The organism is Thalassospira indica (assembly GCF_003403095.1).
GTDB classification, from domain to species: Bacteria; Pseudomonadota; Alphaproteobacteria; order Rhodospirillales; family Thalassospiraceae; genus Thalassospira; species Thalassospira indica.
In genome coordinates this window covers 764145-786393 of the sequence record NZ_CP031555.1, presented here as the reverse complement: position 1 = coordinate 786393, position 22249 = coordinate 764145, and the positions used below count along the sequence as shown (strand labels likewise).

General features: G+C 54.9%; 16 protein-coding genes and 1 tRNA gene. 5 read left to right on the top strand and 12 right to left on the bottom strand.

Annotated features, from left to right (window positions below):
• Window positions 1-142: 142 nt before the first annotated feature.
• A complete protein-coding gene (gltB, locus tag DY252_RS03830) occupies window positions 143-4708 on the bottom strand; it encodes a glutamate synthase large subunit (RefSeq protein WP_064787561.1) in 4566 nt (1521 codons plus the stop codon).
• Between the two features lie 29 nt (window positions 4709-4737).
• Window positions 4738-6168 (bottom strand): NAD(P)-dependent oxidoreductase, encoded by a 1431-nt coding sequence (locus tag DY252_RS03825; protein ID WP_008888355.1) that lies wholly within the window; start codon window positions 6166-6168, stop codon window positions 4738-4740.
• Window positions 6169-6433: 265 nt separating this feature from the next.
• On the opposite strand from DY252_RS03825, the gene DY252_RS03820 reads away from it, so the two are divergent.
• Window positions 6434-7264, top strand: coding sequence for an undecaprenyl-diphosphate phosphatase (locus tag DY252_RS03820; protein ID WP_064787562.1), 831 nt, complete (start codon window positions 6434-6436; stop codon window positions 7262-7264).
• A gap of 38 nt (window positions 7265-7302) precedes the next feature.
• Window positions 7303-7842 (top strand): GNAT family N-acetyltransferase, encoded by a 540-nt coding sequence (locus tag DY252_RS03815; RefSeq protein ID WP_064787563.1) that lies wholly within the window; start codon window positions 7303-7305, stop codon window positions 7840-7842.
• Between the two features lie 26 nt (window positions 7843-7868).
• Here DY252_RS03815 and DY252_RS03810 read toward each other — a convergent pair whose 3' ends face one another.
• The 4 genes from DY252_RS03810 to DY252_RS03795 all read right to left on the bottom strand — a co-directional run bounded on the left by DY252_RS03810 (window position 7869) and on the right by DY252_RS03795 (window position 11755).
• Window positions 7869-8144, bottom strand: coding sequence for a DUF3572 domain-containing protein (locus DY252_RS03810; protein ID WP_064787564.1), 276 nt, complete (start codon window positions 8142-8144; stop codon window positions 7869-7871).
• Window positions 8145-8171: 27 nt separating this feature from the next.
• Window positions 8172-8561 (bottom strand): hypothetical protein, encoded by a 390-nt coding sequence (locus DY252_RS03805; protein WP_064787565.1) that lies wholly within the window; start codon window positions 8559-8561, stop codon window positions 8172-8174.
• A gap of 70 nt (window positions 8562-8631) precedes the next feature.
• Window positions 8632-11373, bottom strand: a complete 2742-nt coding sequence (locus DY252_RS03800) for a cation-transporting P-type ATPase (protein ID WP_064787566.1) — start codon at window positions 11371-11373, stop codon at window positions 8632-8634.
• Window positions 11374-11668: 295 nt separating this feature from the next.
• Window positions 11669-11755, bottom strand: a tRNA-Leu gene (locus tag DY252_RS03795).
• Window positions 11756-11955: 200 nt separating this feature from the next.
• Here DY252_RS03795 and DY252_RS03790 point away from each other — a divergent pair.
• From DY252_RS03790 to DY252_RS03780, 3 genes are all read left to right on the top strand, one after another.
• Window positions 11956-13359 (top strand): autotransporter outer membrane beta-barrel domain-containing protein, encoded by a 1404-nt coding sequence (locus DY252_RS03790; protein ID WP_231959625.1) that lies wholly within the window; start codon window positions 11956-11958, stop codon window positions 13357-13359.
• Window positions 13360-13494: 135 nt separating this feature from the next.
• A complete protein-coding gene (gene bluB, locus DY252_RS03785) occupies window positions 13495-14181 on the top strand; it encodes a 5,6-dimethylbenzimidazole synthase (RefSeq protein WP_082923349.1) in 687 nt (228 codons plus the stop codon).
• 36 nt (window positions 14182-14217) lie between these two features.
• Window positions 14218-14472: a hypothetical protein gene (locus tag DY252_RS03780; protein ID WP_008888363.1), complete on the top strand. Its 255-nt coding sequence runs from the start codon at window positions 14218-14220 to the stop codon at window positions 14470-14472.
• Window positions 14473-14519: 47 nt separating this feature from the next.
• Here DY252_RS03780 and DY252_RS03775 read toward each other — a convergent pair whose 3' ends face one another.
• The 6 genes from DY252_RS03775 to DY252_RS03750 form a co-directional block, all read right to left on the bottom strand.
• Window positions 14520-14864: a hypothetical protein gene (locus DY252_RS03775; RefSeq protein WP_064787567.1), complete on the bottom strand. Its 345-nt coding sequence runs from the start codon at window positions 14862-14864 to the stop codon at window positions 14520-14522.
• Window positions 14865-14956: 92 nt separating this feature from the next.
• Complete coding sequence (locus DY252_RS03770; RefSeq protein ID WP_064787568.1) at window positions 14957-15718, bottom strand: competence/damage-inducible protein A; 762 nt, start codon at window positions 15716-15718, stop codon at window positions 14957-14959.
• A 62-nt stretch (window positions 15719-15780) separates the two neighbouring features.
• Window positions 15781-16212, bottom strand: a complete 432-nt coding sequence (gene mutT / locus DY252_RS03765) for an 8-oxo-dGTP diphosphatase MutT (protein WP_063088498.1) — start codon at window positions 16210-16212, stop codon at window positions 15781-15783.
• A 90-nt stretch (window positions 16213-16302) separates the two neighbouring features.
• Window positions 16303-18183, bottom strand: coding sequence for an O-linked N-acetylglucosamine transferase, SPINDLY family protein (locus DY252_RS03760; protein ID WP_064787569.1), 1881 nt, complete (start codon window positions 18181-18183; stop codon window positions 16303-16305).
• Between the two features lie 39 nt (window positions 18184-18222).
• Window positions 18223-20106, bottom strand: coding sequence for an O-linked N-acetylglucosamine transferase, SPINDLY family protein (locus DY252_RS03755; RefSeq protein WP_082923350.1), 1884 nt, complete (start codon window positions 20104-20106; stop codon window positions 18223-18225).
• Between the two features lie 39 nt (window positions 20107-20145).
• A complete protein-coding gene (locus tag DY252_RS03750; protein ID WP_064787571.1) occupies window positions 20146-22188 on the bottom strand; it encodes an O-linked N-acetylglucosamine transferase, SPINDLY family protein in 2043 nt (680 codons plus the stop codon).
• Window positions 22189-22249 lie beyond the last annotated feature (61 nt).

The following is a 22249-nucleotide window of genomic DNA, read 5'->3' as shown; positions in this document are numbered from 1 at the left end:
CCAGCGGGAGCGCAGGCATTGGCGCGACTTTGCGTCTCCCAGCAAGCTCGCCCGCAAAGAAAAAAGCCCCGTACCGAAGTACGGGGCGAGTTCGTTTGTCCAGGTGTGTTGGACAAGGGAGCTTGCGCAAAAGCGTGAGGGATCACGCAGTTGCCTGGTTTTCGCTCTCGGAGCGAATGGGGTGTTCCAGCTTGTCGACGATTTCTTTTGGCACGATCTGCCAGAAGTTGCCGCGTTCACGGTCCCAGTTATCGAGGATGGTGCGGGCGAAACCACTTTCGGTTTCGGCCACATGCTCTTCGATCAGAGAACGGCAATGTTCGTCCCAATGCTGGGTTTCAATGCGCTGATACAGGATGGAGCCATCATTAACGACATCGGCAAAGGTATTGTCGCGGTCATAGATGAATGCCATACCACCGGTCATGCCGGCACCGAAGTTTTCACCAACGGAGCCAAGAATGACAGCCGTGCCGCCGGTCATATATTCACAACCGTTCGAACCACAGCCTTCGACCACGACAGTCGCACCGGAGTTACGCACACAGAAACGTTCACCGGCCTGACCAGCGGCAAACAGCTTGCCTGCGGTCGCACCATACAAAATGGTGTTGCCGATGATGGTGTTTTCGTTGGTCTTAAGCGAGCTGCTTGGGCGCGGACGCAGAACAATCGTGCCGCCCGAAAGGCCTTTGCCGACATAGTCGTTGGCATCGCCCTGGACTTCGATCTTGAGCCCCTGTACGGCAAAGGCACCAAGCGACTGACCAGCCGAGCCCCGCAGACGGACATGGAGATGGCCCGGTTTCAGGCCGGTCATGCCGTATTTCTGCGTGATCAGTGACGACATCCGGGTGCCAATCGCACGCTGGGTGTTCTGGATGTTGTACTGAAGCTGCATCTTTTCGCCGTCTTCCAGAAGCGGACGGGCATCCTTGATCATCTGGGCATCAAGGGTGTCGGGCACTTCGTTGCGGCCTTCGATGGTGCAGAAGCGGGCATGATCGCCAGCATCTGCCTGTGCCAGAAGCGGGTTCAGGTCAAGGTCAACAAGATCCTTGGCACCACGGTGAACCTGCTGAAGCAGGTCTGATCGGCCAATGACCTCTTCGAGACGGGTGTAGCCAAGCTCGGCCAGAACGTCTTTGACTTCCTCGGCCATGAAGGTGAACAGGTTGACCAGCTTGTCTGCCGTACCGACGAACTTGGCACGCAGTGCCGGATCCTGGGTACAGACACCGACCGGGCAAGTGTTCGAATGGCACTGACGGACCATGATGCAGCCAAGCGCGATCAGGGATGCGGTACCGATACCGAATTCCTCGGCACCGAGCATGGCACCGATCACCACGTCACGGCCGGTTTTGAAACCGCCGTCAACGCGCAGCTTGACCTTGTCACGCAGGTTGTTGAGCGTGAGCACCTGGTTGACTTCCGACAGGCCCATTTCCCACGGAACGCCGGCATATTTGATCGAGGTCTGCGGGCTTGCACCCGTACCACCGTCATAACCGGAAATCAGGATCACGTCGGCTTTTGCCTTGGCAACGCCAGCAGCAATCGTCCCGACACCCGAACGCGACACCAGCTTGACGCAGACGCGGCAACGCGGGTTGATCTGTTTGAGGTCATAGATCAGCTGTGCCAGATCTTCGATCGAGTAGATGTCATGGTGCGGCGGCGGCGAAATCAGGGTCACACCCGGCGTTGCATGACGCAATTGGGCGATTTCCACCGTGACCTTGAAGCCCGGCAACTGACCACCTTCGCCCGGTTTTGCACCCTGGGCGACCTTGATCTGGATTTCTTCGCAGTTGTTGAGGTATTCGGCAGTGACACCGAAACGACCCGATGCGACCTGCTTGATCGAGGAACGCGCATTGTCACCGTTCGCACGCGGACGGAAACGTTCACGCGATTCACCACCTTCGCCGGAGTTCGATTTCGCACCGATGCGGTTCATGGCAATCGCCAGGGCTTCGTGCGCCTCGGTCGAAAGCGCGCCATGGGACATGCCCGGGGTTACGAAACGCTTGCGGATTTCGGTGATGCTTTCGACCTTGTCCTGATGAACAGGGCTATGGTCACTGCGGAAATCAAGAAGATCGCGCAGATGAAGCGGTTCTCGCGAACGCAAACCTTCGGAGAACTTGCGGAAGGTGTTGTAGCTGCCAGACGTCACAGCGGACTGCAACGTGTGGATCAGCGGACCGGTCCAGACGTGACGTTCACCACTGCGGCGGTATTTATAAAGACCACCCACCGGAAGCGTCACGACATTGCCGTTAAAGGCTTCCTTATGCTGGGCGATGGTGCGGCGCTGGATCCCCTGAAGGCCGATCCCCGAAATGCGCGACGGCATGCCCGGGAAGAACTCAGCCACCAGCGAACGCGACAGACCGATGCTTTCAAAGTTGTAGCCACCACGATAGGAGCTGATGATCGAGATGCCCATTTTCGACATGATCTTGAGCAAGCCGGCATCAATTGCGGCCTTGAAGCGCTGCATGACTTCGGCCGTGCTGTTCACATTCGGGAACAGGCCACGCGCATAACGATCCAGCAGACCTTCCTGTGCGAGATAGGCGTTGACCGTCGTTGCACCCACACCGATCAGAACGGCGAAGTAATGCACATCCATGCATTCGGCCGAGCGAACGTTAAGCGAGATATAGGTGCGCAGCGACGTCTTGACGAGGTGGCTGTGAACGCCACCGGTCGCAAGGATCATCGGGATCGCGGCACGGGTTTCGGAAATGCCTTCGTCGGTCAGGATAATGTGCAGGGCACCACCGCGCACAGCTTCCTCGGCTTCGCGCTGGATGCGGGTGATCGCATCACGCAGGGCCGTTTGCCCACCACTGATGTCAAAGGTGGTGTCGATTTCGACCGCACTGTCGCCCATATAGCCGCGCATGGCGTCATATTCGGCATTGGTCAGAACCGGGCTTTCGAGCTGCAGCAAGTCACACTGGCTTTCATCCTCATCGAGGATGTTGCCAAGGTTGCCCAGACGGGTTTTCAGGCTCATGACGCGCGCTTCACGAAGACTGTCGATCGGCGGGTTGGTGACCTGCGAGAAGTTCTGACGGAAGAAGTGATGCAGGCCGCGATAACGATCCGACAGGATCGCAAGCGGGGTGTCATCCCCCATCGAGCCGATGGCTTCCTTGCCGTCCTCACCCATCGGATGGAGGATCAGTTCAAGGTCTTCGTGGGAAAGGCCCATCGCCTTTTGCATACGCAGCAGGCGTTCTTTTTCGAAATGTGCCGGTTCGCTCCGTTCCGGCGAAATCAGGTCATCAAGTACCTTGGTACGGCCAACCCATTTCGACCAGTCGCGACGTGCTGCCAGCTGATCTTTCAGTTCGGCATCATGCAGCAGTTTACCTTCTTCAAGGTTCACCGCAATCATCTGACCCGGGCCAAGGCGGCCTTTTTCAACGCAGGCTTCCTCGTCGATATGAACCATACCGGCTTCGGAGCCGGCGATCAAAAGACCATTGCCGGTAACCGCATAGCGCAGCGGACGCAGACCGTTACGGTCAGTGCCACCCATCAGCCATTTGCCGCCATAGGCCGCAAGGGCGGCCGGGCCGTCCCACGGTTCCATCACGGCGTTGCAATAGGCATAGAGGTTTTTATAGCTGTCTGGCGTGGAAGCCTTTTTCGACCAGGCTTCGGGCACCATCATGGTTTTGACCATCGGAAGGTCACGACCCGAACGCACCATCAGTTCGAACACGGCATCAAGGGCAGCCGAGTCAGACGAGCCCGGCTGGATCACCGGTTTGAGGTCTTCGATGCTGTCGGCATAGGCATCATGCGCCATGCGTGCTTCGTGGCTTTTCATCCAGTTGACGTTGCCGCGCAAAGTGTTGATTTCGCCGTTATGAGCCAGAACACGGAACGGCTGTGCCAACGGCCAGCTCGGGAAGGTGTTGGTCGAGTAGCGCTGATGATAGACGCAGAAGTTCGAGATAAAGCGATCATCGCGCAGATCGGGATAGAAGGTATCGACGTCTTCGGCCAGGAACATGCCCTTGTAGATCACCGAACGGCACGACATCGAGCAGATGTAGAAATCCTTGATCGCCTCGGAAAGCACAGCCTTCTCGATGCGGCGACGGATGGCATAAAGGTCGATCTCGAACTTTTCTTCGTCGACGTCATCACGGACACCGATCAGAACCTGTTCGATTTCCGGGCGGGTCTGGTTGGCTTTTTCGCCGATGACCGATACATCAACCGGCACCTGACGCCAGCCGAGAATGCCGTAACCCTGTTTGAGGATTTCGGTTTCAACAATCGCGCGGCAACGCTCCTGTGCGGCCATGTCGATACGCGGCAGGAAGACCTGACCAACAGCGATCAGGCTATCGGGGGCTTCCTGGTTGATGACCTTGAGATATGCCTTGAAGAAATCCTGCGGGATCTGAAGGTGGATACCCGCGCCATCACCGGTCTTGCCGTCGGCATCAACAGCACCACGGTGCCAGATGGCTTTCAGCGCCTCGATACCGGCTTCGACAACTTCGCGACGCGGTTTGCCGTCAATGGCACCGACCAGCCCCACACCACAGTTGGCGTGTTCTTCGGCCGGGTCATACATGCCACTGGCTTCAAGATGTGCTGCGTTCTTTTCAAAACGGGCGATGTCAGCAGCACCACGGTTCTGATCCATTTTATCCTGAACGATCTTGTTCATATCGTCTCTCTCCTAATGCGGCAGCGGGCTTAAGCAGCAGCTTCTTTGCGCGCCAGCAAATACTCATCAATCCGGTCAGCCGCATCACGGCCATCACGAATTGCCCAGACCACAAGCGAGGCACCACGGGCAATATCACCCGCAGCAAACACGCCATCGAGATTGGTCATCATGGTGCGGAAGTCGATCTTGACCGTCCCCCAACGCGACACACCCAGTTCCGGCGCATCAAACAGGGTCGGCAGGTCTTCGGGTTCGAAACCAAGCGCCAGGATGACCATGTCGGCATCCATGGTGTAGCTTGAACCTTCGATGATTTCCGGGCTTTGACGGCCACCGGCATCCGGGGCACCAAGGCGCATCTTGACCGCACGCACACCGGTTACTTTGTCATCGCCGACAAAGGCTTCGGGGTTGGTCAGCCAGACAAACTCGACACCTTCTTCCTCGGCATTGGCGACTTCGCGCTGCGAGCCCGGCATGTTTGCACGGTCACGGCGATAGAGACACTTGACCGATTTGGCACCCTGACGGATCGCAGTACGGACACAGTCCATGGCGGTATCACCACCACCGATCACGACAACATTCTTGTCCTTGGCATTCAGCGTTCCGTCTTCGTAAGCCGGAACCGTGTCACCCAGGCCGTGGCGGTTGGACGTGGTCAGGTATTCAAGTGCCGGATAGACGTTGCCAAGACCGGCACCGGGCAGCTTCAGTTCGCGGGCCTTGTAAACGCCGGTCGCGATCAGAACGCTGTCATGTTTCTTGCGCAGGTCATCAAGGGTCGCATCGCGGCCAACCTCGAATTCGGTGTGCATGACAACACCACCTTCTTCGAGAAGCTTCACACGGCGTTCGACGACATCCTTTTCAAGTTTGAAGCCCGGAATACCATAAACCAGCAGCCCGCCCATGCGGTCATAACGGTCATAGATATGGACTTCGTAACCTTTGAGGCGCAGCTGTTCGGCCGCGGCCATACCGCCCGGACCACCGCCGATGATGCCAACCGACATGCCATTTTCCTTGGCCGGTTTCGGCGGCTTCACCCAGCCATTCGCAAAGGCAGTGTCGGTGATGTATTTTTCAACAGAACCGATGGTAACAGCGCCGTGGGTCGACTGTTCGATCACACAATTGCCTTCACACAGGCGATCCTGCGGGCAGATGCGACCGGTGACTTCGGGCATGTTGTTGGTTGCAGCCGAGATGGCATAAGCCTCTTCAAGGCGACCTTCGGTGGTCAGGCGCAGCCAATCGGGGATGTTGTTATAAAGCGGGCAATGCGCCTGGCAGAATGGCACTCCACACTGCGAGCAGCGCGATGATTGATCGGCGGCACTATTGTCATCAAACGGTGCATAAATTTCGTTGAAATCCGTGCGGCGCTCGGACGCTTCTCTTTTGTGCGGATATTTTTGTTCAAGATGAACAAATGTCAGCATCTTTTCTGTCATGACGGCCCTCTGGAAGGGTTTTATGTTGCGGGTTTTGCTCTGTATACGTGTCGAACACGCAAGAATCCAGCACAAAATATCATTTAGGTCAATATTGCTGACTTAAATATCCGGACAAATTTTCCGGTTTTTCCGAGAGTGCCTCGGAAAATGACCGCAACATTGTTTCAATAGTACCATTATGGTACTATTTATGCGTTTCGCCAAAATGGGCTAAACTGCTATAAGCGATCAGTTTTTGCAGCGAACAGCCACAGAGGCGGGCGTGACCCTACAGCACATTATTCTTCTGGCGATCGTTCAAGGGATCACCGAATTTCTCCCGATCAGTTCATCTGGCCACCTTGTCCTGGCCCCTGCCCTCACCGGCAGCGCGGATCAGGGTTTGTTGGTAGACGTTGCGGTGCATGTCGGTACTTTGGCTGCTGTTTTGATCTATTTCTGGCGTGATGTGTTTGCCATGCTTGGCGGATTCGTCCGGCTGTTTACCGGGCGAATCAACCCCGGTGCCCGCCTTGCCCTTCATATCGTGCTTGCCACCATCCCGGTGATTGCCGTCGGATTCTATTTCAAGGTTTCCGGGATCGAGGAACAGCTGCGCTCTGTTGAAATCATTGCCTGGACCACACTTGGCTTTGGGATATTGCTTTGGCTTGCCGACAAGGTTGGTATGACGATCAACCGTCTTGAACATATGCGCTGGGGCGGTGCCCTGTTTATCGGACTTGCACAGGTTCTGGCCCTTGTGCCGGGTACCAGCCGGTCGGGCATCACCATGACGGCTGCGCGCTTCATGGGGTATGAACGATCGGACGCGGCGCAGTTTTCGATGCTGATGTCGATCCCGGTCATTCTCGGTGCCGGGTTGCTGGCAGGGATCGATTTGCATCAGGCGGGCGACATCAACCTGACCGAAGATGTTCTGCTTGCAGCGGGTCTGTCGTTTATCACCGCCCTGATTGCCATCGCCCTTCTGATGAGCTGGCTGAAACGATCCAGCTTCACGCCGTTTGCCATCTATCGCATTTTGCTGGGCGGCGGACTTCTGGTGTGGATTTACGTCTATGGCGGTGCGCCCCTTCCGTTCCTGAGCTAATCAACCACCACCGTCCAACGCATACCCAAGAGCCCCACATGTTTTTACGTCCCCTTGACCCGGCGGCAGATGGCGCCGCATTGCACCGCATTTTCGGTGATCCGGATTGCTGTACCTGGCTTCCTGACCCGGCCTTTGCCGATCTTGATGCGACAATTGCCAAATTGCGCGAATGGACAACCGGGTTTGAAGCGACATCATGGGTGATCTGCGAGACACCGGATGGACCGGCCCTTGGACGTATTGCGCTTTATAATGTCGGACGTGACGAGGATGTCTGGGAAGCGGCCTGTATGGTGACCCCGGCCGCACGCGGTCGGAATTACGCCGCACGTGGTCTTTATGCCGCGATCCGGTATCTGTTTGAAAATACCACCGCGCGCCGGGTGTTTGCCGATATCGACCCGGACAATCACGCGTCGATCAGAACATTTGAAAAGCTGGGCTTCACCCGCGAGGGTGTTCTGCGCGGCGAGTGGCAAACCCATATCGGCATTCGTGATTCTGTGATTTTCGGGCTGCTGCGCACCGACAGCCTTACCGATATTCCCAATCCGCCTGAATTAATCACCGCCTAGGCTGGTGTTTTGCCGGGCCGGGACCGTCAGTCCTGCCAGATCGGTCCGCCGGACAGCACAATCTGGGCGCGCGCCGGATCTTCGGGGGCATAGCCCGACTCCTCGACAAAGCGCATCAGAAACGGCTCGTGCGACAGCAGAAATTCAAGCGCACCACATTGCACCTCGTTCGAGGCGATCCCGGCTTTGAGATCATCAAGCCCCATGCCGGTTTGCGCGATCAACCCCTGCAGCAATTCGTCGTCGCCCGCGATATGAGCGATGGCGCGAATGGCGAGAGTTTCGGCAGCTTCCTTGTTCATATGTGCGAATGCCTGCGTGATAGACTGTTATTTGAACCATTTTGCCTTGGACAAGGCGCGCCAGACAACAAGACCGGCAATCACGATGACGCCAGCGGCAATTGCGCCCAAGCCATTGCCCGCCACCAGCACCAGCCCCCAGAAGCCGACCGTACCAAAGCCAATTGCCAGACTGAGGAAGGCGGACTTGGTCAGGGTGTCCTGATTTTTCTGGGCCATTTCGGCGCGCTTGATTTCATCGACGATCTCATACCAGGCCAGTTGCTGCCAACGGGAATATTTCAGCCCCTTGCTCGGCCCCTTGCGGAGGAATTCATCAAGCTGTTTGACGATATTGGCTGCGCGCTCTTCGGGGGCAACATATTTGCCAATCCGTTCTTTCTTGCGCGGGCCTTCGTCTTCATCTGGTAACGGCATAGGGCAGCCTGACACGTGATTGCGGCGATGCGTTATGGATAGGCGGCATCTGCTTTACATCCGGTAAACATTACCCTGTCTTGCGTTTCTGCCAGTGTCGCAGGCAAGCCTTTTCAATTTCGACCAGCACAAAGACGCTGAACCCGACACCGACGGCCATCGCCCAGCCAAGCGGCGGGATGGCGACACTTTCAAACAGATACTGCATCGGCGGGGCATAGGTGTAGATCAGCTGGAAAAGCACGACCAGTGCGACCGCAATCAACACCGCCCGACTGCCCAAAAGCCCTTGTCTGTTGAATGCCGATGCGGTCAGGAAACGCGCGTTGAACAAATAGAACAGTTCAAACATCACAAGCGTGTTGACCGCGACCGTGCGCGACACTTCAAGGTCCGCCCCACGGTTCTGGAACCAGACAAACACGCCGTACACACCAGCCACCAAAATGAGCGAGACAAAAATCGTCCGCCAGATCAGAAAGCCCGATAGCAACGGCGCATCGCGCCTGCGCGGTTGACGTTTCATAACATTGTCTTCGGCCGGTTCAAACGCAAGGGCAAGTGCGAGTGTCACCGCGGTGATCATATTAACCCACAGGATTTGTGGTGCGGTGATCGGCAGCAACTGCCCCAAGGCCAGCGCCATGACAATGGTCAGGGCTTCTCCGCCGCTGCTCGGCAGGATGAACAGGATCGATTTGACCAGATTGTCGTAAACCGTTCGGCCTTCTTCGACCGCGGCGGCGATCGATGCAAAATTGTCATCGACCAGCACCATTTCGGCGGCTTCCTTGGCGGCCTCGTTGCCCTTTTGGCCCATGGCAACGCCAACATCGGCGCGCTTGAGCGCCGGGGCGTCATTAACGCCATCGCCGGTCATGGCAACGACATGGCCCTCAGCCTGCAGGGCCTTGACCAGACGCAGTTTATGTTCGGGACTGGTGCGGGCGAAAACGTGGGACTTTTGGGCAACGGCGCGCAATGCGTCGTCATCAAGCCCGTCAAGCTCATGGCCGCTGACCACAGGTTCGCCATCGCCAAGGCCGAGTTGGCGGGCAATGGCACCCGCCGTGATCGCATGGTCGCCGGTGATCATTTTAACCGCAATCCCGGCTGCACGGCATTTGGCAACGGCAGCGATGGCTTCGTCGCGCGGCGGATCAACCAGACCATAAAGGCCGATCAAGACCAGATCCTGTTTGACGTCGTCAAACACCAGCTGGTGATGGCCGTTATGGGTCGGGCGGAAGGCGAGTGCGAGAACCCGCTGGCCATTTTCGGCCATTTCCTGCATGCGGGCTTCCCAATAGGGACGATCCAGGACTTCCTGATAATCCGGTCCGCCCTGAGAGTTGCACATGGCAAGGATACGTTCCGGCGCGCCTTTGACATAGATGAAGCCATGGCCTTCGGCATGGTGATGCAGGGTCGCCATGAAACGATGTTCGGATTCAAACGGGATAACGTCGTGGCGCGGCAATTGACGGTTTTCAGTGCCGGGTTCCAGTTCTGCCTTCATGGCAAGGGCCACCAGTGCGCCTTCGGTCGGGTCGCCATCGACCGACCATTGACCATCACTTTCATGCAGACCGGCATCGCTGCACAAAAGTGCCCCGCGCGCCATTTCGGTCAGGCCGGGATGGTCATCCGGTTTGACGGGCTTGCCATCCAGCTCAAAGGCGCCTTCGGGCCGGTATCCTGTGCCGGTGACGGCATAAAGATGCTTGCCGGTGGCGAGCGACTGCACCGTCATTTCGTTACGCGTCAGCGTGCCGGTCTTGTCCGAGCAGATGACGCTGACCGAGCCCAATGCCTCCACCACCGGCAGACGGCGAATGATCGCGCGCCGTGCGGCCATGCGCTGCACGCCGGTGGCAAGCGCGATGGTCATGATGGCAGGCAGGCCTTCGGGGATGGCGGCGACGGCGAGCGCGACCGCACCGACAAACATGTCAGCCGCGCCGCGGCCATGCACCCAGACGCCAATGGCAAAGGTCACGAAGGCCACCGCCATGATGGCGGCACTGAGCTTCCGCCCGAAGGTCGACATTTGCCGCAGAAGTGGCGTGGTCAGGGTGGTGACCTCGGACAGAAGCGCGCTGATGCGGCCGATTTCGGTTTTGGCCCCGGTGGCCACAACCACGCCACAGCCCTGCCCGTGGGTGACCATGGTGCCGGAATAGGCCATGGAAAAACGATCACCAAGTGCCGCGTCCTCGGCGACGGGGGAAACCGCCTTATCGACGGGTACAGATTCGCCCGTCAGAATGGCTTCCTGAATTTGCAGGCCCTTGACCCGGATCAGGCGCAAATCCGCCGGAACCTTGTCCCCCGATTGCAGATGGATGATATCGCCCGGCACGACGTCTTCGGCGGGGATTTCGATTTTACGCCCTGCCCGCTCGACGATGGCGGCGAGTGACAGCATATTACGGATTGCTTCAAGTGCGCTTTCGGCCCGGCCTTCCTGCACAAAGCCGATGATGGCATTGATCACCACCACCGCCAGAATGACCGACGTGTCGACCCAATGCGCCAAGGCCGCCGTGACAAGGGCTGCCAGCAGCAGGACATAAATCAGCACATTGTTAAACTGCGACAAAAACCGGATCAGCGGCCCTCGTCGACGCGGCGGATCAAGCCGGTTGGGGCCATATTGCGCCAGACGTTCGGATGCTTGTTCTGCATCAAGGCCTTGCGGGCTTGTTTGGAAATCCTCAAGAGCCTGATCGGCGGGTAGTGCGTGCCATGCGCCGTCCTGCTGGATCGGTACGCCCGAAAGTTCTGTGGATTTGGCAGCGACTTTGTTCATGGCAATGCTGGCCTGTTAATGGCGTGAATACGCACATCACGGATCCTATCGCACTGCAGCATCTCATACAAGAAGTCACCGATTGATCATCAGGTTACGACCAGTGCGGCGGCGGCAATGACACCAATGGCGATCAAGTGAACCATCTTCATTCTCCTGCATTGGGGATGAAACAACATCCACAGCAAACCTGTGCCGGGATGCTTGCAGGATGAAATACAATGCAGAGGATTTGATGACAGGAATTCGGCAATTTGGTGCCGGGACCGTAAACAGGGTCCGTTTGCCGATGCGCTGGTGCGGGCGGCCGGACTTGAACCGGCAAAGCCTTAGGGCTGACGGATTTTAAGTCCGCTGCGTTTACCAATTTCGCCACGCCCGCGACGCGCGTTGGGCCCGGCCAAAGCCGGTGCAAAGCGTTCTAGCGCGGCTTGGTTTTTGACGCAACATTCTATTGGCGCTAATCGGCACCTTTGCGCGGTTAAACAGCAATGGGGCAGAACTGCCCGTGTTTCTCCATATTCCGTGCATTTTCGTCTGTCATGCTGGACCACTGACCCAAACAGTCACGTTCAAAGTCAGATGCACAGGCGTTTTCAAGCTGCCGTGATTGCCACGGTCTGTCTGGCGGCCGTTACCTATATCCTTCGACGGGAGATAAGCCAGCCGCCCATAATACCGCAGGCCTTTGCCCGCGATGATGCCGCACGGCCTGATGCACCGGTATTGCGCAACAAGACAACCACCCGGACCGCAAATCAGCAGCGCCATATGAACCGCCTGTATGACAAGATGGACGAAGATCTTTATGACAGCCGGGTGGCGCCGTTGTTGTTTGATGGCTTCCTTTCTCCACCGCAACAGGCCACCGAACATCTGCAATTTGGCATGGGCACACCAACACCCAGCGAAATTCTGGCCGGGCGCAATGCGCTTTCATCGCTTGCGCGCAAGCTTGACCTTGATAGTGCGGCGGGGACGTTCCCGACCCAATCGCGCAGCGTGCATGCACCGATCAGTATCTGGCTTGCGGGCAATCATTCAGAACTTGAAAACCGTATCACCGGGTCGGGCTATGATCCGGACCTCAGTGGCGACACCATCTCGATTGATAGCGGTGTGGATTATCTGATTGATGACGGGCTTGTGCTTGGCATCGGGGTTGGCTGGAGCAGCACGGTTGGCGAATCCGGTACCCGGCAACTGGGCTATCGCGAGAACAATCTTGCCCTGTCGCCCTATTTCGTATCGCGGGTGACAGACTGGTTTAACCTACGCGGCAGCATCAGCCTTGGCCAAAGCACCATCCACCAATCCCCGATTGGCCCGGTGCCCGATAACCTGCGCTATGCTGAACGGCTTGACAGTACCAGCATTTCAAACAGTATCGGTTTTGGCACCGACTATGAGTTTGGCGCGGTGCCGCTGCGCATCCAGCTTGATGGCGACATCACCACTGCGCGGGAATATGTCGATGCGGCGCGCGCCACCAGTGGCGGACTTGTACCTGGAAGCATCGCGACCACGCAGCTTTTTGATGCCTCGGTCGAGGCGCGCTATCGACTTGGTTTTGGCAACCATGAAATCATTCCGTTTGCCGGACAGGACGAAACCATATCGCTTCTCAATCAGAATTACGGGCGCAGCGGATCGACGCGCTATTATGCCGGGGCCGATTATGCCTATGATCCGCTGAGTTTTGATCTCAGCATTCAGGGGTTTCGCAACATCGCCACCGGGTCTGAGGACATTACCGGCATTCGATCGGAGTTTTCCCTGATCCATGATGTCGCACAGTCCTCCATGACGCTTGAGCCGTTTGTCAGCGTTGAAAGCACCAATATTTATCTTGATACCGGGGGCGGCATTACCCAGCAATGGGGCAGTTTCCCGGCCAGTGTCAGTTTCGAGTTGCGGCGAAAACTGAGCTATGAAGTCTCGCACGGCAACTATACCGGTTTCCTGACCATAGATGTGCCGTTCTAGGCTTTTGTCAGCGCACGGCGCGCAAAAATGGGCTGTGATGGATCGATGAGATCATCTTGCTATTGGCGATAGCGACGCTGACAGGTAGGGTGCAAAACAATTGAAATTTACCTCGCATTTCATCGGGCCCGCGCCATGACCAAACCAGATCAGATTGCCACAAACAGCGCCCCGGAAACGGACCTGACGCCGCCGGTTTTTGACCAGGCCTTTCAAAAGCAGTTCATCAATCTTTTGCTCTGGCGGCGTGACGTCCGGCGTTTTCGCACCGACCCGATCCCTAAGGGCGATATCGACGATCTGATCAAGGAAGCCTGCCTGGCGCCCTCAGTCGGCAATTGCCAGCCATGGCGTTTTGTGAAGGTCAATGATCCGAAACGCCGCAAGTCAATCCGCGACAGTTTCGAACGCGCCAACAATGAAGCACTTAATGATTATCACGGTGAACGCGCCAAGCTTTATGCGTCGCTGAAGCTTCAGGGTATGGATCAGGCCCCGGTACAGTTGGCCGTGTTTGCCGATGAAGAAACCGAAGCAGGCATGGGCCTTGGGCGCAAGACCATGCCTGAGATGCTTGATTATTCTGCGGTCGCCGCTGTGCAGTTGCTGTGGCTGGCGGCACGTGTCAAGGGCATCGGGGTTGGCTGGGTTTCGATCCTTGAGCCGGATGTGGTTGGCAAGACGCTTGATGTGCCCGACCACTGGCGCCTCATTGCCTATCTTTGTATCGGATATCCCGAAGAAGATCACGTCGTGCCCGAACTGGTGCGCGAAGGCTGGCAGGATCGCATTGATCCCGATGCGCTGACACTTGAACGCTGATTGCCAAAACATAATTCAGAACGCAAGGAATACCGAATGTCTGGCGAACCAAGCCAACCGAACAATCCCGAACAGCCGCCGCAAAAAAAGGGACTGTCGAACGGGGTCTATTTCAAGATCATGGGCTATCTTCTGACCGCGGGTTGGGTCGGGATCATTTTGGCGGCGTCGGGTGGGGATTCAAGCCACCCGTTGTTTGATTACATTTTCATCGTGCCGTTGGCCGGCTGGATCATCGGGATGCTGGTTGCGCGCGTGATCGCAAAGAAATCCGGTGCGGACCGGCCATAAGGCGGGTGTTCAACGTTCCAGAAAGGCGCCACCAAACGGCGCCTTTTTTATTTTCTGTCATCTGAATTGCGATTGCGGGTGCGTTCATCGCGATAGCGGTCATCATCGGAAAAGCCGCCAAGCGTCATGATCCCGACGCCCAGACTGATGCTGCCGAAGGTCACAAACAGGCCGAAAAACAGCAAGAAGATAAAGATCGGCGCATCACGCGATGACGTCGCAAGGCTGTAAATCCCGCCAATATCGAAATACAGAACCAACGCCCCGAACACCAGCGCGCCAAACCCGCCGTAAGCTGTGTGTTCGATCATGAATTTCACAATCGACCGGGCTTCGCGGGCGGCCTGACTGTTGCGCGCGTCATTGTGCGGATCATGGTTCTGATCGGTCATGTTGTCTTCCCGTAAAAGGTCAGAACAATTCTAGACACAGCCCGAAGACATTACCTTGATCAAACGCAATTCAAGGCCACTGGCCAAGGCGATCAGACAGCACCGGTATCTTCGATCACATCCTTGCCGCCATCGATAATGGCAAGGCGAATGCGATCAGATGCCTGATTGACGTCATCGGCACTCTCGCCGCGCACCACCAATGTGGTGCCAAGCTTGCCTTCGCGCAGGAAGGGGTAGGAACCGATATCGGTTTCCGGGAAATCAGCCTGAATTTCGCCAAGCACCTTGGCAATTGAGCCTTCAGGGATATAGCCCCCGACAGAGCGCGACACCATCGGCTTGCCGCCGATCAGCTGATGTTTGATGCCCTGGAACATGGCCTGCATGATCATCGGCACACCGGCCATGACATAGACGTTTTCCATGCGGAAGCCCGGTGCCTTGGAAATCGGGTTCTGGATCAGTTCAGCCCCGACCGGAATGCGTGCCATACGCAGGCGCGCTTCATTGAGGTCTTCGGGGTTTTCATAATGGCTTTTAAGCAAGTCATGCGCGTCTGCATTGAGTTCGATCGCCGCCCCGAATGCCTTGGCGACGCATTCCGATGTGATGTCATCGTGGGTCGGGCCGATGCCGCCGGTGGTAAAGACATAATCGAATTTTGCCCGGCATTCATTGAGCGTCTCGATGATGGTGGCTTCGATATCGGGAATGACGCGGGTCTCGGCCAGGCGGACACCAAGCGTGTTCAGTTCCTCTGCCAGATAGGGCAGGTTCTTGTCATGGGTGCGGCCAGACAGGATTTCATTGCCGATAATAATCAGACAGGCACGGACCGGATCAGACATCATATCCCCACAACATCATTCAAACTTCAATGCGCGATCTCATACGCCACAAACGCGCAGATGGCTCACAGAAAATCGCGCAACATCGCCACAAGCGGCACGTCAGCCGGTGGCATCGGGTAGTCGCCCAGACGGACCGGGCGTACCCATTTAACCTGCTGGCCTTCCATCGGGGTGATTTCACCCTTCCAGACGCGACAGAGATAAAGCGGCATCATCAGATGGAAATCATCATAGGTGAAGGATGCAAAGGTAAAGGGTGCCAGGCAGCTTTCGGTGATATCAATGCCAAGCTCTTCCTTGAGCTCACGCACCAGCGCCATTTCGGGTGTTTCGCCCGCCTCGACCTTGCCGCCGGGAAACTCCCAAAGGCCGGCCATGGATTTGCCTTCTGGGCGCTGTGCGATCAGCACACGATGATCAATATCGACCAGCGCGACCGCACTGACGAACACGGTTTTTTCCGGGATTTTGCCCTGGCGCAGGTCAACCGACATGCAGCCTTTATCTGGTTGTTGTATTGTCATGGCACTGTTTTATCGCGCCATCAAACCTTCGCCAAGTGCAGAAAGCATCCCGGATCACTTTCACCGGGTCAGATCGATATCATCAGGGGCGAGGCCTTTAAAATAACGATCATAAGCTGCTTCAAATGCCGCTTCGATATCTCGTGTATAGCCCGCCGTATCAAACAGTGGACAGGTCTTGATCTGTTCTTGCAACTTCTGCTTCAATGCCATGATTTTTTCCGGATTCAGCGCCAGATCTAGGGCAATGGCCTGATAATCCGCTTCATCCTTGGCGATCAGTTCGGGCAGATTTGCCGCACTGAGAATGCTGGCTGCAACACGGGCGGCAAATTGCTCGCCGGGAAGCGTAACAAGCGGCAAGCCGGCCCAAAGCGCATCGCTTGCCGTCGTGTGAGCATTGACGTTGAAGGTATCAAGCAAAAGGTCGCCATGTTTGTGCCGCGCAAGATGTTCTGATTGGGAAAACCTCTCTGCAAAAATCAAACGATCCGGATCAACACCGCGTTTTTGCGCTTCTTTGCGCAAGTTTTCTGCCGCGTAGTCATTGCCTTTGAACAACCAAAGCACCGACCCATCGACCCTTTTCAGGAGCCGCATCCAGATATCGAATTCACGCGGGGAAGTCTTGTAGGTATTGTTAAAACTACAGAAGACAAAACCGTTATCAGGCAGACCGAAATCAGCACGCGTTGTGTTGGTCTCCGGGATGCTGCGCTGGTCATCGTTGGGTTGATAACAATGCGGCAGATAAATCGGCTTTTCCGACAGATACTTTTTGTGCGTTTCAGGTACGGTAACCTTGTCGACGATCATATATTCGATAAAGTCTGCCCCTATGGTGCCCGGATTGCCCAGATAGTTGATCTGAACCGGGGCCATACGCCGGGCAAAAAAACCTAACCGTCCCAGTCGTGTATGGCCTTTTAGATCAATCGCGATATCAATTTTCTTTTCTCGTGCGAGCTCGGCAATCGCATCATCCGATTCTCGTTCAACATGGGAAAAACTTTCAAAGTAACCCTTTGCCTGATCAAGACTTCGACCTTCTTTGACCAAGCCATAAGAAAACCCGTGAATTTCGAATTTGTCGTGATCATGGTGACGCAGAAGCCCCATTATCAGCGAAAGCGTCGCATGATCCTGGAAATCGGCCGAAAAATAACCAATGCGCAGCTTACTCGGTCGTTTGGTTGGAGGCGGCCGTTGCCATTTGGTTCCATGACCAAAATTGACCATCACCAGCCTGCTGCTTCGTATCAATTGCCGTTCAGGTGCATCCTCCAATTGGAGCAGCGTAAATGGTGAAACAACTTCGCCCTCAACGCCCAGCGTATCGGCGACACGCGTGAAGTCCTCTAACTGAGACCAATCACACATCATTGCCAAGCAATGATATTGATTGGCCAAGGCGCTTTTCAGCGAAGGATCTAGAGAATAAGCTTTGGCATACCCCTGAGCTGCAGCCTGCAATTGCCCCTTGAGGAAGAAAGCATTGGCCATATTGCTGTAGGCATCGGCGAGTTGAGGGTTTAGCTGAAGAGCTTTGACAAAATACTGCTGCGCGGTATCACGCTGGCCCACCTTCATTAGAACATTGCCGGCACTGTTATAGGCGAGGGCATAGTTCGCATCGCAGTTGACCGCGCACTGAAAACACTGCAGCGCTTCGTTAAACTTTCCGATGCTTTGATAAAACATACCAAGGTTTTGATGGGACTTTGGGCTTCCTGGCGCAAGTTCGACGACCTTCTCGAAGCACAAAGAGGCCTGCACATAGTCCTTTTTCAGGAAATGGGCATTTGCCAAGAGATCCCAGAGCACAAGCATATTGGATTCGGTTTTCAGGCGCTCTTCACAAATGGAAATAGCCTTATCAGGCACATTATTGCGAATGGCTTCTTTGGCGTTGGACACCACCTGTTCCAGCGTCGTGCTCAAAACATCTTCCTCATTCCTGATGCAAAATTTACCCGTATCTTAATGGCTGACAAGATCAATGTTTTTTGGAGCTTCACCCCGAAGGTAGCATGCATACGCTGCGTCATAAGCCCGTTCCAGATCAACGGTATAAGATTTGCTGTCGAACAAAGGACAGACTTTGGCGTTTTCTTTAACCTTAGATCTGATGGCTATGGCCTTTTCCGGGTTTAAAGCCAGATCAAGGGCAATCGCTTCGTAGTCCTCTTCGGATTTCGCGATCAGCTCGGGAAGGTTTGCCGCACTTAGAATGCTGGCCGCGACACGCGCGGCAAATTGCGCACCGGGCAAGGTGACCATCGGCAAACCGGCCCAAAGCGCGTCACTCGCCGTGGTGTGGGCGTTGACGTTAAAAGTATCAAGCAAAAGATCTGCATGTTTATGGCGTGCCAGATGTTCCGGTTCCGGCAGCTTTTCTGCAAATATCAAACGGTTCGGATCGACACCCCGTTTTTGCGCTTCCTTACGCAGGTTATCGGCCGCGTAATCGTTGCCTTTGAGCAACCAAAGGACTGAGCTATCAACCTTGCCAAGAAGGCGCATCCAGATATCAAACTCGCGCGGTGTGATCTTGTAGGTGTTGTTGAAACTGCAAAACACAAAACCAGTTTCCGGAAGGCCAAAATCTGTGCGTTTTGTATCTGTTTGCGAAATTTGGCGCTGATCATTGTTCGGCTGATAACAATTTGGCAGATAAATCAGCTTCTCAGACAAATACTGTTTGTGCGTTTCAGGGACTGTGACTTTGTCGACAATCATGTATTCGATGAAATCAGCACCGATGGAACCGGGATATCCCAGATAATTGATCTGAATGGGTGCCATGCGATACGCAAAAATACCGGTGCGCGCCTGGTGGGTGTGCCCCTTAAGATCAATTGCGATATCAATCTTCTTTTCACGCGCAAGTTCAACAATTTCTTCGTCGGTAGCACGCTCCACATCCGAGAAGCTCTCTAAGAATTGTTTGGCCTCGTTTAGACTGTTGCTTTCTTTGACGACACCATAAGAGAAACCATGGATTTCAAATTTTTCGTGATCATGGTTCCTAAGCAGGCCCATCATCAGTGATAGCGTTGCATGGTTGTGAAAATCGGCAGAGAAATATCCAATCCGAAGCTTGTCGGGACGCTTTGAGGGGGCAGCACCCCGCCATTCTGCGCCACGTCCAAATTTAGCCGATACGAATTTCCGAGATCGCGCCAATTGTCGTTCCGGTGCGTCTTCACGCACCAACAGAGAAAAAGGCGCAATTGCTTCGCCCTCAATTCCTAGTGTATCGGCTTCACTCGAAAAGCTTTCAAGTCCGGCCCAATCACACATCATCGCCAAACTATAGAACTGGTTTGCCTGTGCGCTTTTCAAATCAGGGTTCAGCGCGTTGGCCTTGGCATAACTCTGGGCTGCTGCGGGCAATTGTCCCTTGCTAAAGAACACATGCGCCAAATTGTTGTAGGCGTCGGCGAACCCTGGATCGAGCTGAAGCGCTTTGGCAAAATACGGCTGAGCTACATCAAACTGCCCAACTGTCATCAAGACAACACCGGCGCCATTATAGGCCGGGGCATAATTTGCATCGCAACTTGCCGCTTTCTTATAACTTTGCAGGGCTTCGTTATACTTCCCGATGCCTTGATAAAACACACCAAGATTTTGATAGGATTTTGGGTTTTGCGGCGCGAGATCGACAACCTTCTTGAAGCAAGAAAACGCTTGCTCATAATCTTTGTTGGCAAAATGTGCGTTTGCCAAAACAACCCAAATCACAGCTGCACCAGGTTCAGATTTGAGGTGTTTTTCGCAAATGGAAATCGCCACCCCAAACTGATTGCTTTTCATCGCATTTTTGGCTTGGGAAAGCGCCATTTCAACTGCCGACGTCAAGACTTCTTCCTCATTCTCGGTACAACATTCGCGCGTATATCATTCATTTAGAAGGTCAATATCCGCAGGGGATTCGCTTCGAAGGTAACGTTCATACACCGCATCGTAAGCACGCTCGAGATCACTGGTATATGATTTGGTGTCAAACAACGGACATGCTTTGACGTTTTCCTTGACCTTTGCCTTCATGGCTTCTGTCTTTTCCGGATTCAATGCCATATCAAGGGCAATCGCCTCGTACTCTTCTTCGTCATTGGCAATCAGTTCAGGCAAGTTTGCCGCCTTTAGAACACTTGCGGCGACCCGGGCGGCAAATTGTTTTCCGGGAAGTGTTACAAGCGGCAACCCGGTCCAAAGCGCGTCACTTGCCGTGGTATGCGCATTCACATTGAAGGTATCTAGGAACAGGTCGGCATGTTTGTGACGTGCGAGGTGTTGTTCCTCGGGCAAGAAGCCTGCAAAGACAAGGCGGGCTGGATCCACGCCGCGATTTCCGGCTTCCTTGCGAAGATTGAGCATCGCGTCCTCGCTTCCTTCAAAGAGCCACAGGACAGAACCATCTACCTTCTTAAGCAAGCGCACCCAGATATCGAATTCGCGCGGCGAAATCTTATAGTTGGCATTGAATGAACAGAAGACAAAGCCGTCTTCGGGCAAGCCCAGCTCCGTGCGTGTTTGGGTATTTTCGGGATAGGCCCGACCGCCATCATTGGGTTGATAACAATGCGGCATGTAGATGATTTTTTCGGAATAGGCGTTCTTGTATTCGCCGGGGATGATGGTGTGGTCTGCGATCAGATAGTCGATGTAATCGGCCCCCAAAGTCCCCGGATAACCAACATAGTTGATCTGAATTGGCGCCAACCGATAGGCAAATAGCTGTGGCCGTCCGTACTGGGTGTAGCCCTTCAGATCAATCGCGATATCTATCCCCTGGTTACGGGCGTGTTCGACAATTTCGCGGTCCGATGCACCGCGAACGTCCCAGTTTTTTTCAACCAGTTTCTGAAGCTTGCCACGACGCCAACCATCCGTGACACCGCCGTAACTATATGCATGTATTTCAAATCGGCTTTTGTCGTGGAAACCAAAAAGCCCCATCATCAAGGAAAGCGTCGCATGATTGTGAAAATCAGCGGAGAAATAGCCGATTTTGAGTTTCTGCGGGCGCGAAGACGGACGAGGGAACTTCGGAACGTCTTCTCGCACGGCAAGTTCCTGGGCCCGGTTTTCAGAACGCTTTTTCTGCGCGTATGGGTCATCGTCAAAATGTAGGAACGAAAAGGGTGAAACCGAGTTACCCGGTTTTCCAATCGGCTTCACTTTCTTAAATTCGGGTGCAAGTTCAGACCAGTCGCAGATTTGTGCGCGGACATAGAGATAGTCCGAAAGTGCCGTCATATTGTTCGGTCGCAGTTGGGCGACTTTTTCAAATGCCTGTTTGGCAGCACCGCGCTTTTTCTTGCGATACAGGATGATCCCAAGATTAAGATATGGCTCCGCCAGATTGGGATCGTATTTGATCGCCATCACGCAGAATTTCTCAGCCTCATCAAAGCGCCGCATCTCTATCAGGATGCCTGCGATCGAACTCAGAACGCCGGCATTTTGCGGTTCGATATAACTCGCATTTTGAAATGCCTGCAACGCAAGATCCCACTTGTTTTGCGTTGAAAACAGCGTGCCAATATTCACCCAAGCCATTCCGAAATTCTTATCGATCTCAATGGCTTTGCGCAGACATTTTTCCGCCTCGGCCGGGTTTTGACTCTTTGCATAGCCAAATCCAAGAAGGTTCCATATCTGGGCATTTTCGGGCGCAAGTTCCACGAGTTTACGGGCAAGTTCAACGCCTTTTGCAACCGCGCCCTGCTCAATCAGTTTGGAGGCTTTTGTGAACGCTTCCTGAGCAGAAACACCATTTCCTAATGCTGCACCGCGCAACTTCTCAAGTGCTGCTTTGGCGCGCGTGTTTTTCGGGAAATCCTGAAGAAACATTTCGTAGAGTTTGATGGCCTCGTCAATCTGGCCCTGATTTTCGAGCTTTTTGGCGCGTTTGGACAGTTGATCGAATGAGGACACTTTGACTGGATCTCCGAATTTGAACTTTGCCCGGAAAGTCTAGGGAGCAGGCAATTAAGGA

Excerpts from the sequence above, each read along its gene's own strand:
- gltB (WP_064787561.1), bottom strand. The coding sequence starts at position 4,708 with ATGAACAAGATCGTTCAGGATAAAATGGATCAGAACCGTGGTGCTGCT.
- DY252_RS03825 (WP_008888355.1), bottom strand. The coding sequence starts at position 6,168 with ATGACAGAAAAGATGCTGACATTTGTTCATCTTGAACAAAAATATCCG.
- DY252_RS03815 (WP_064787563.1), top strand. The coding sequence starts at position 7,303 with ATGTTTTTACGTCCCCTTGACCCGGCGGCAGATGGCGCCGCATTGCAC.
- DY252_RS03810 (WP_064787564.1), bottom strand. The coding sequence starts at position 8,144 with ATGAACAAGGAAGCTGCCGAAACTCTCGCCATTCGCGCCATCGCTCAT.
- DY252_RS03805 (WP_064787565.1), bottom strand. The coding sequence starts at position 8,561 with ATGCCGTTACCAGATGAAGACGAAGGCCCGCGCAAGAAAGAACGGATT.
- DY252_RS03800 (WP_064787566.1), bottom strand. The coding sequence starts at position 11,373 with ATGAACAAAGTCGCTGCCAAATCCACAGAACTTTCGGGCGTACCGATC.
- DY252_RS03790 (WP_231959625.1), top strand. The coding sequence starts at position 11,956 with ATGCACAGGCGTTTTCAAGCTGCCGTGATTGCCACGGTCTGTCTGGCG.
- bluB (WP_082923349.1), top strand. The coding sequence starts at position 13,495 with ATGACCAAACCAGATCAGATTGCCACAAACAGCGCCCCGGAAACGGAC.
- DY252_RS03780 (WP_008888363.1), top strand. The coding sequence starts at position 14,218 with ATGTCTGGCGAACCAAGCCAACCGAACAATCCCGAACAGCCGCCGCAA.
- DY252_RS03775 (WP_064787567.1), bottom strand. The coding sequence starts at position 14,864 with ATGACCGATCAGAACCATGATCCGCACAATGACGCGCGCAACAGTCAG.
- DY252_RS03770 (WP_064787568.1), bottom strand. The coding sequence starts at position 15,718 with ATGATGTCTGATCCGGTCCGTGCCTGTCTGATTATTATCGGCAATGAA.
- mutT (WP_063088498.1), bottom strand. The coding sequence starts at position 16,212 with ATGTCGGTTGACCTGCGCCAGGGCAAAATCCCGGAAAAAACCGTGTTC.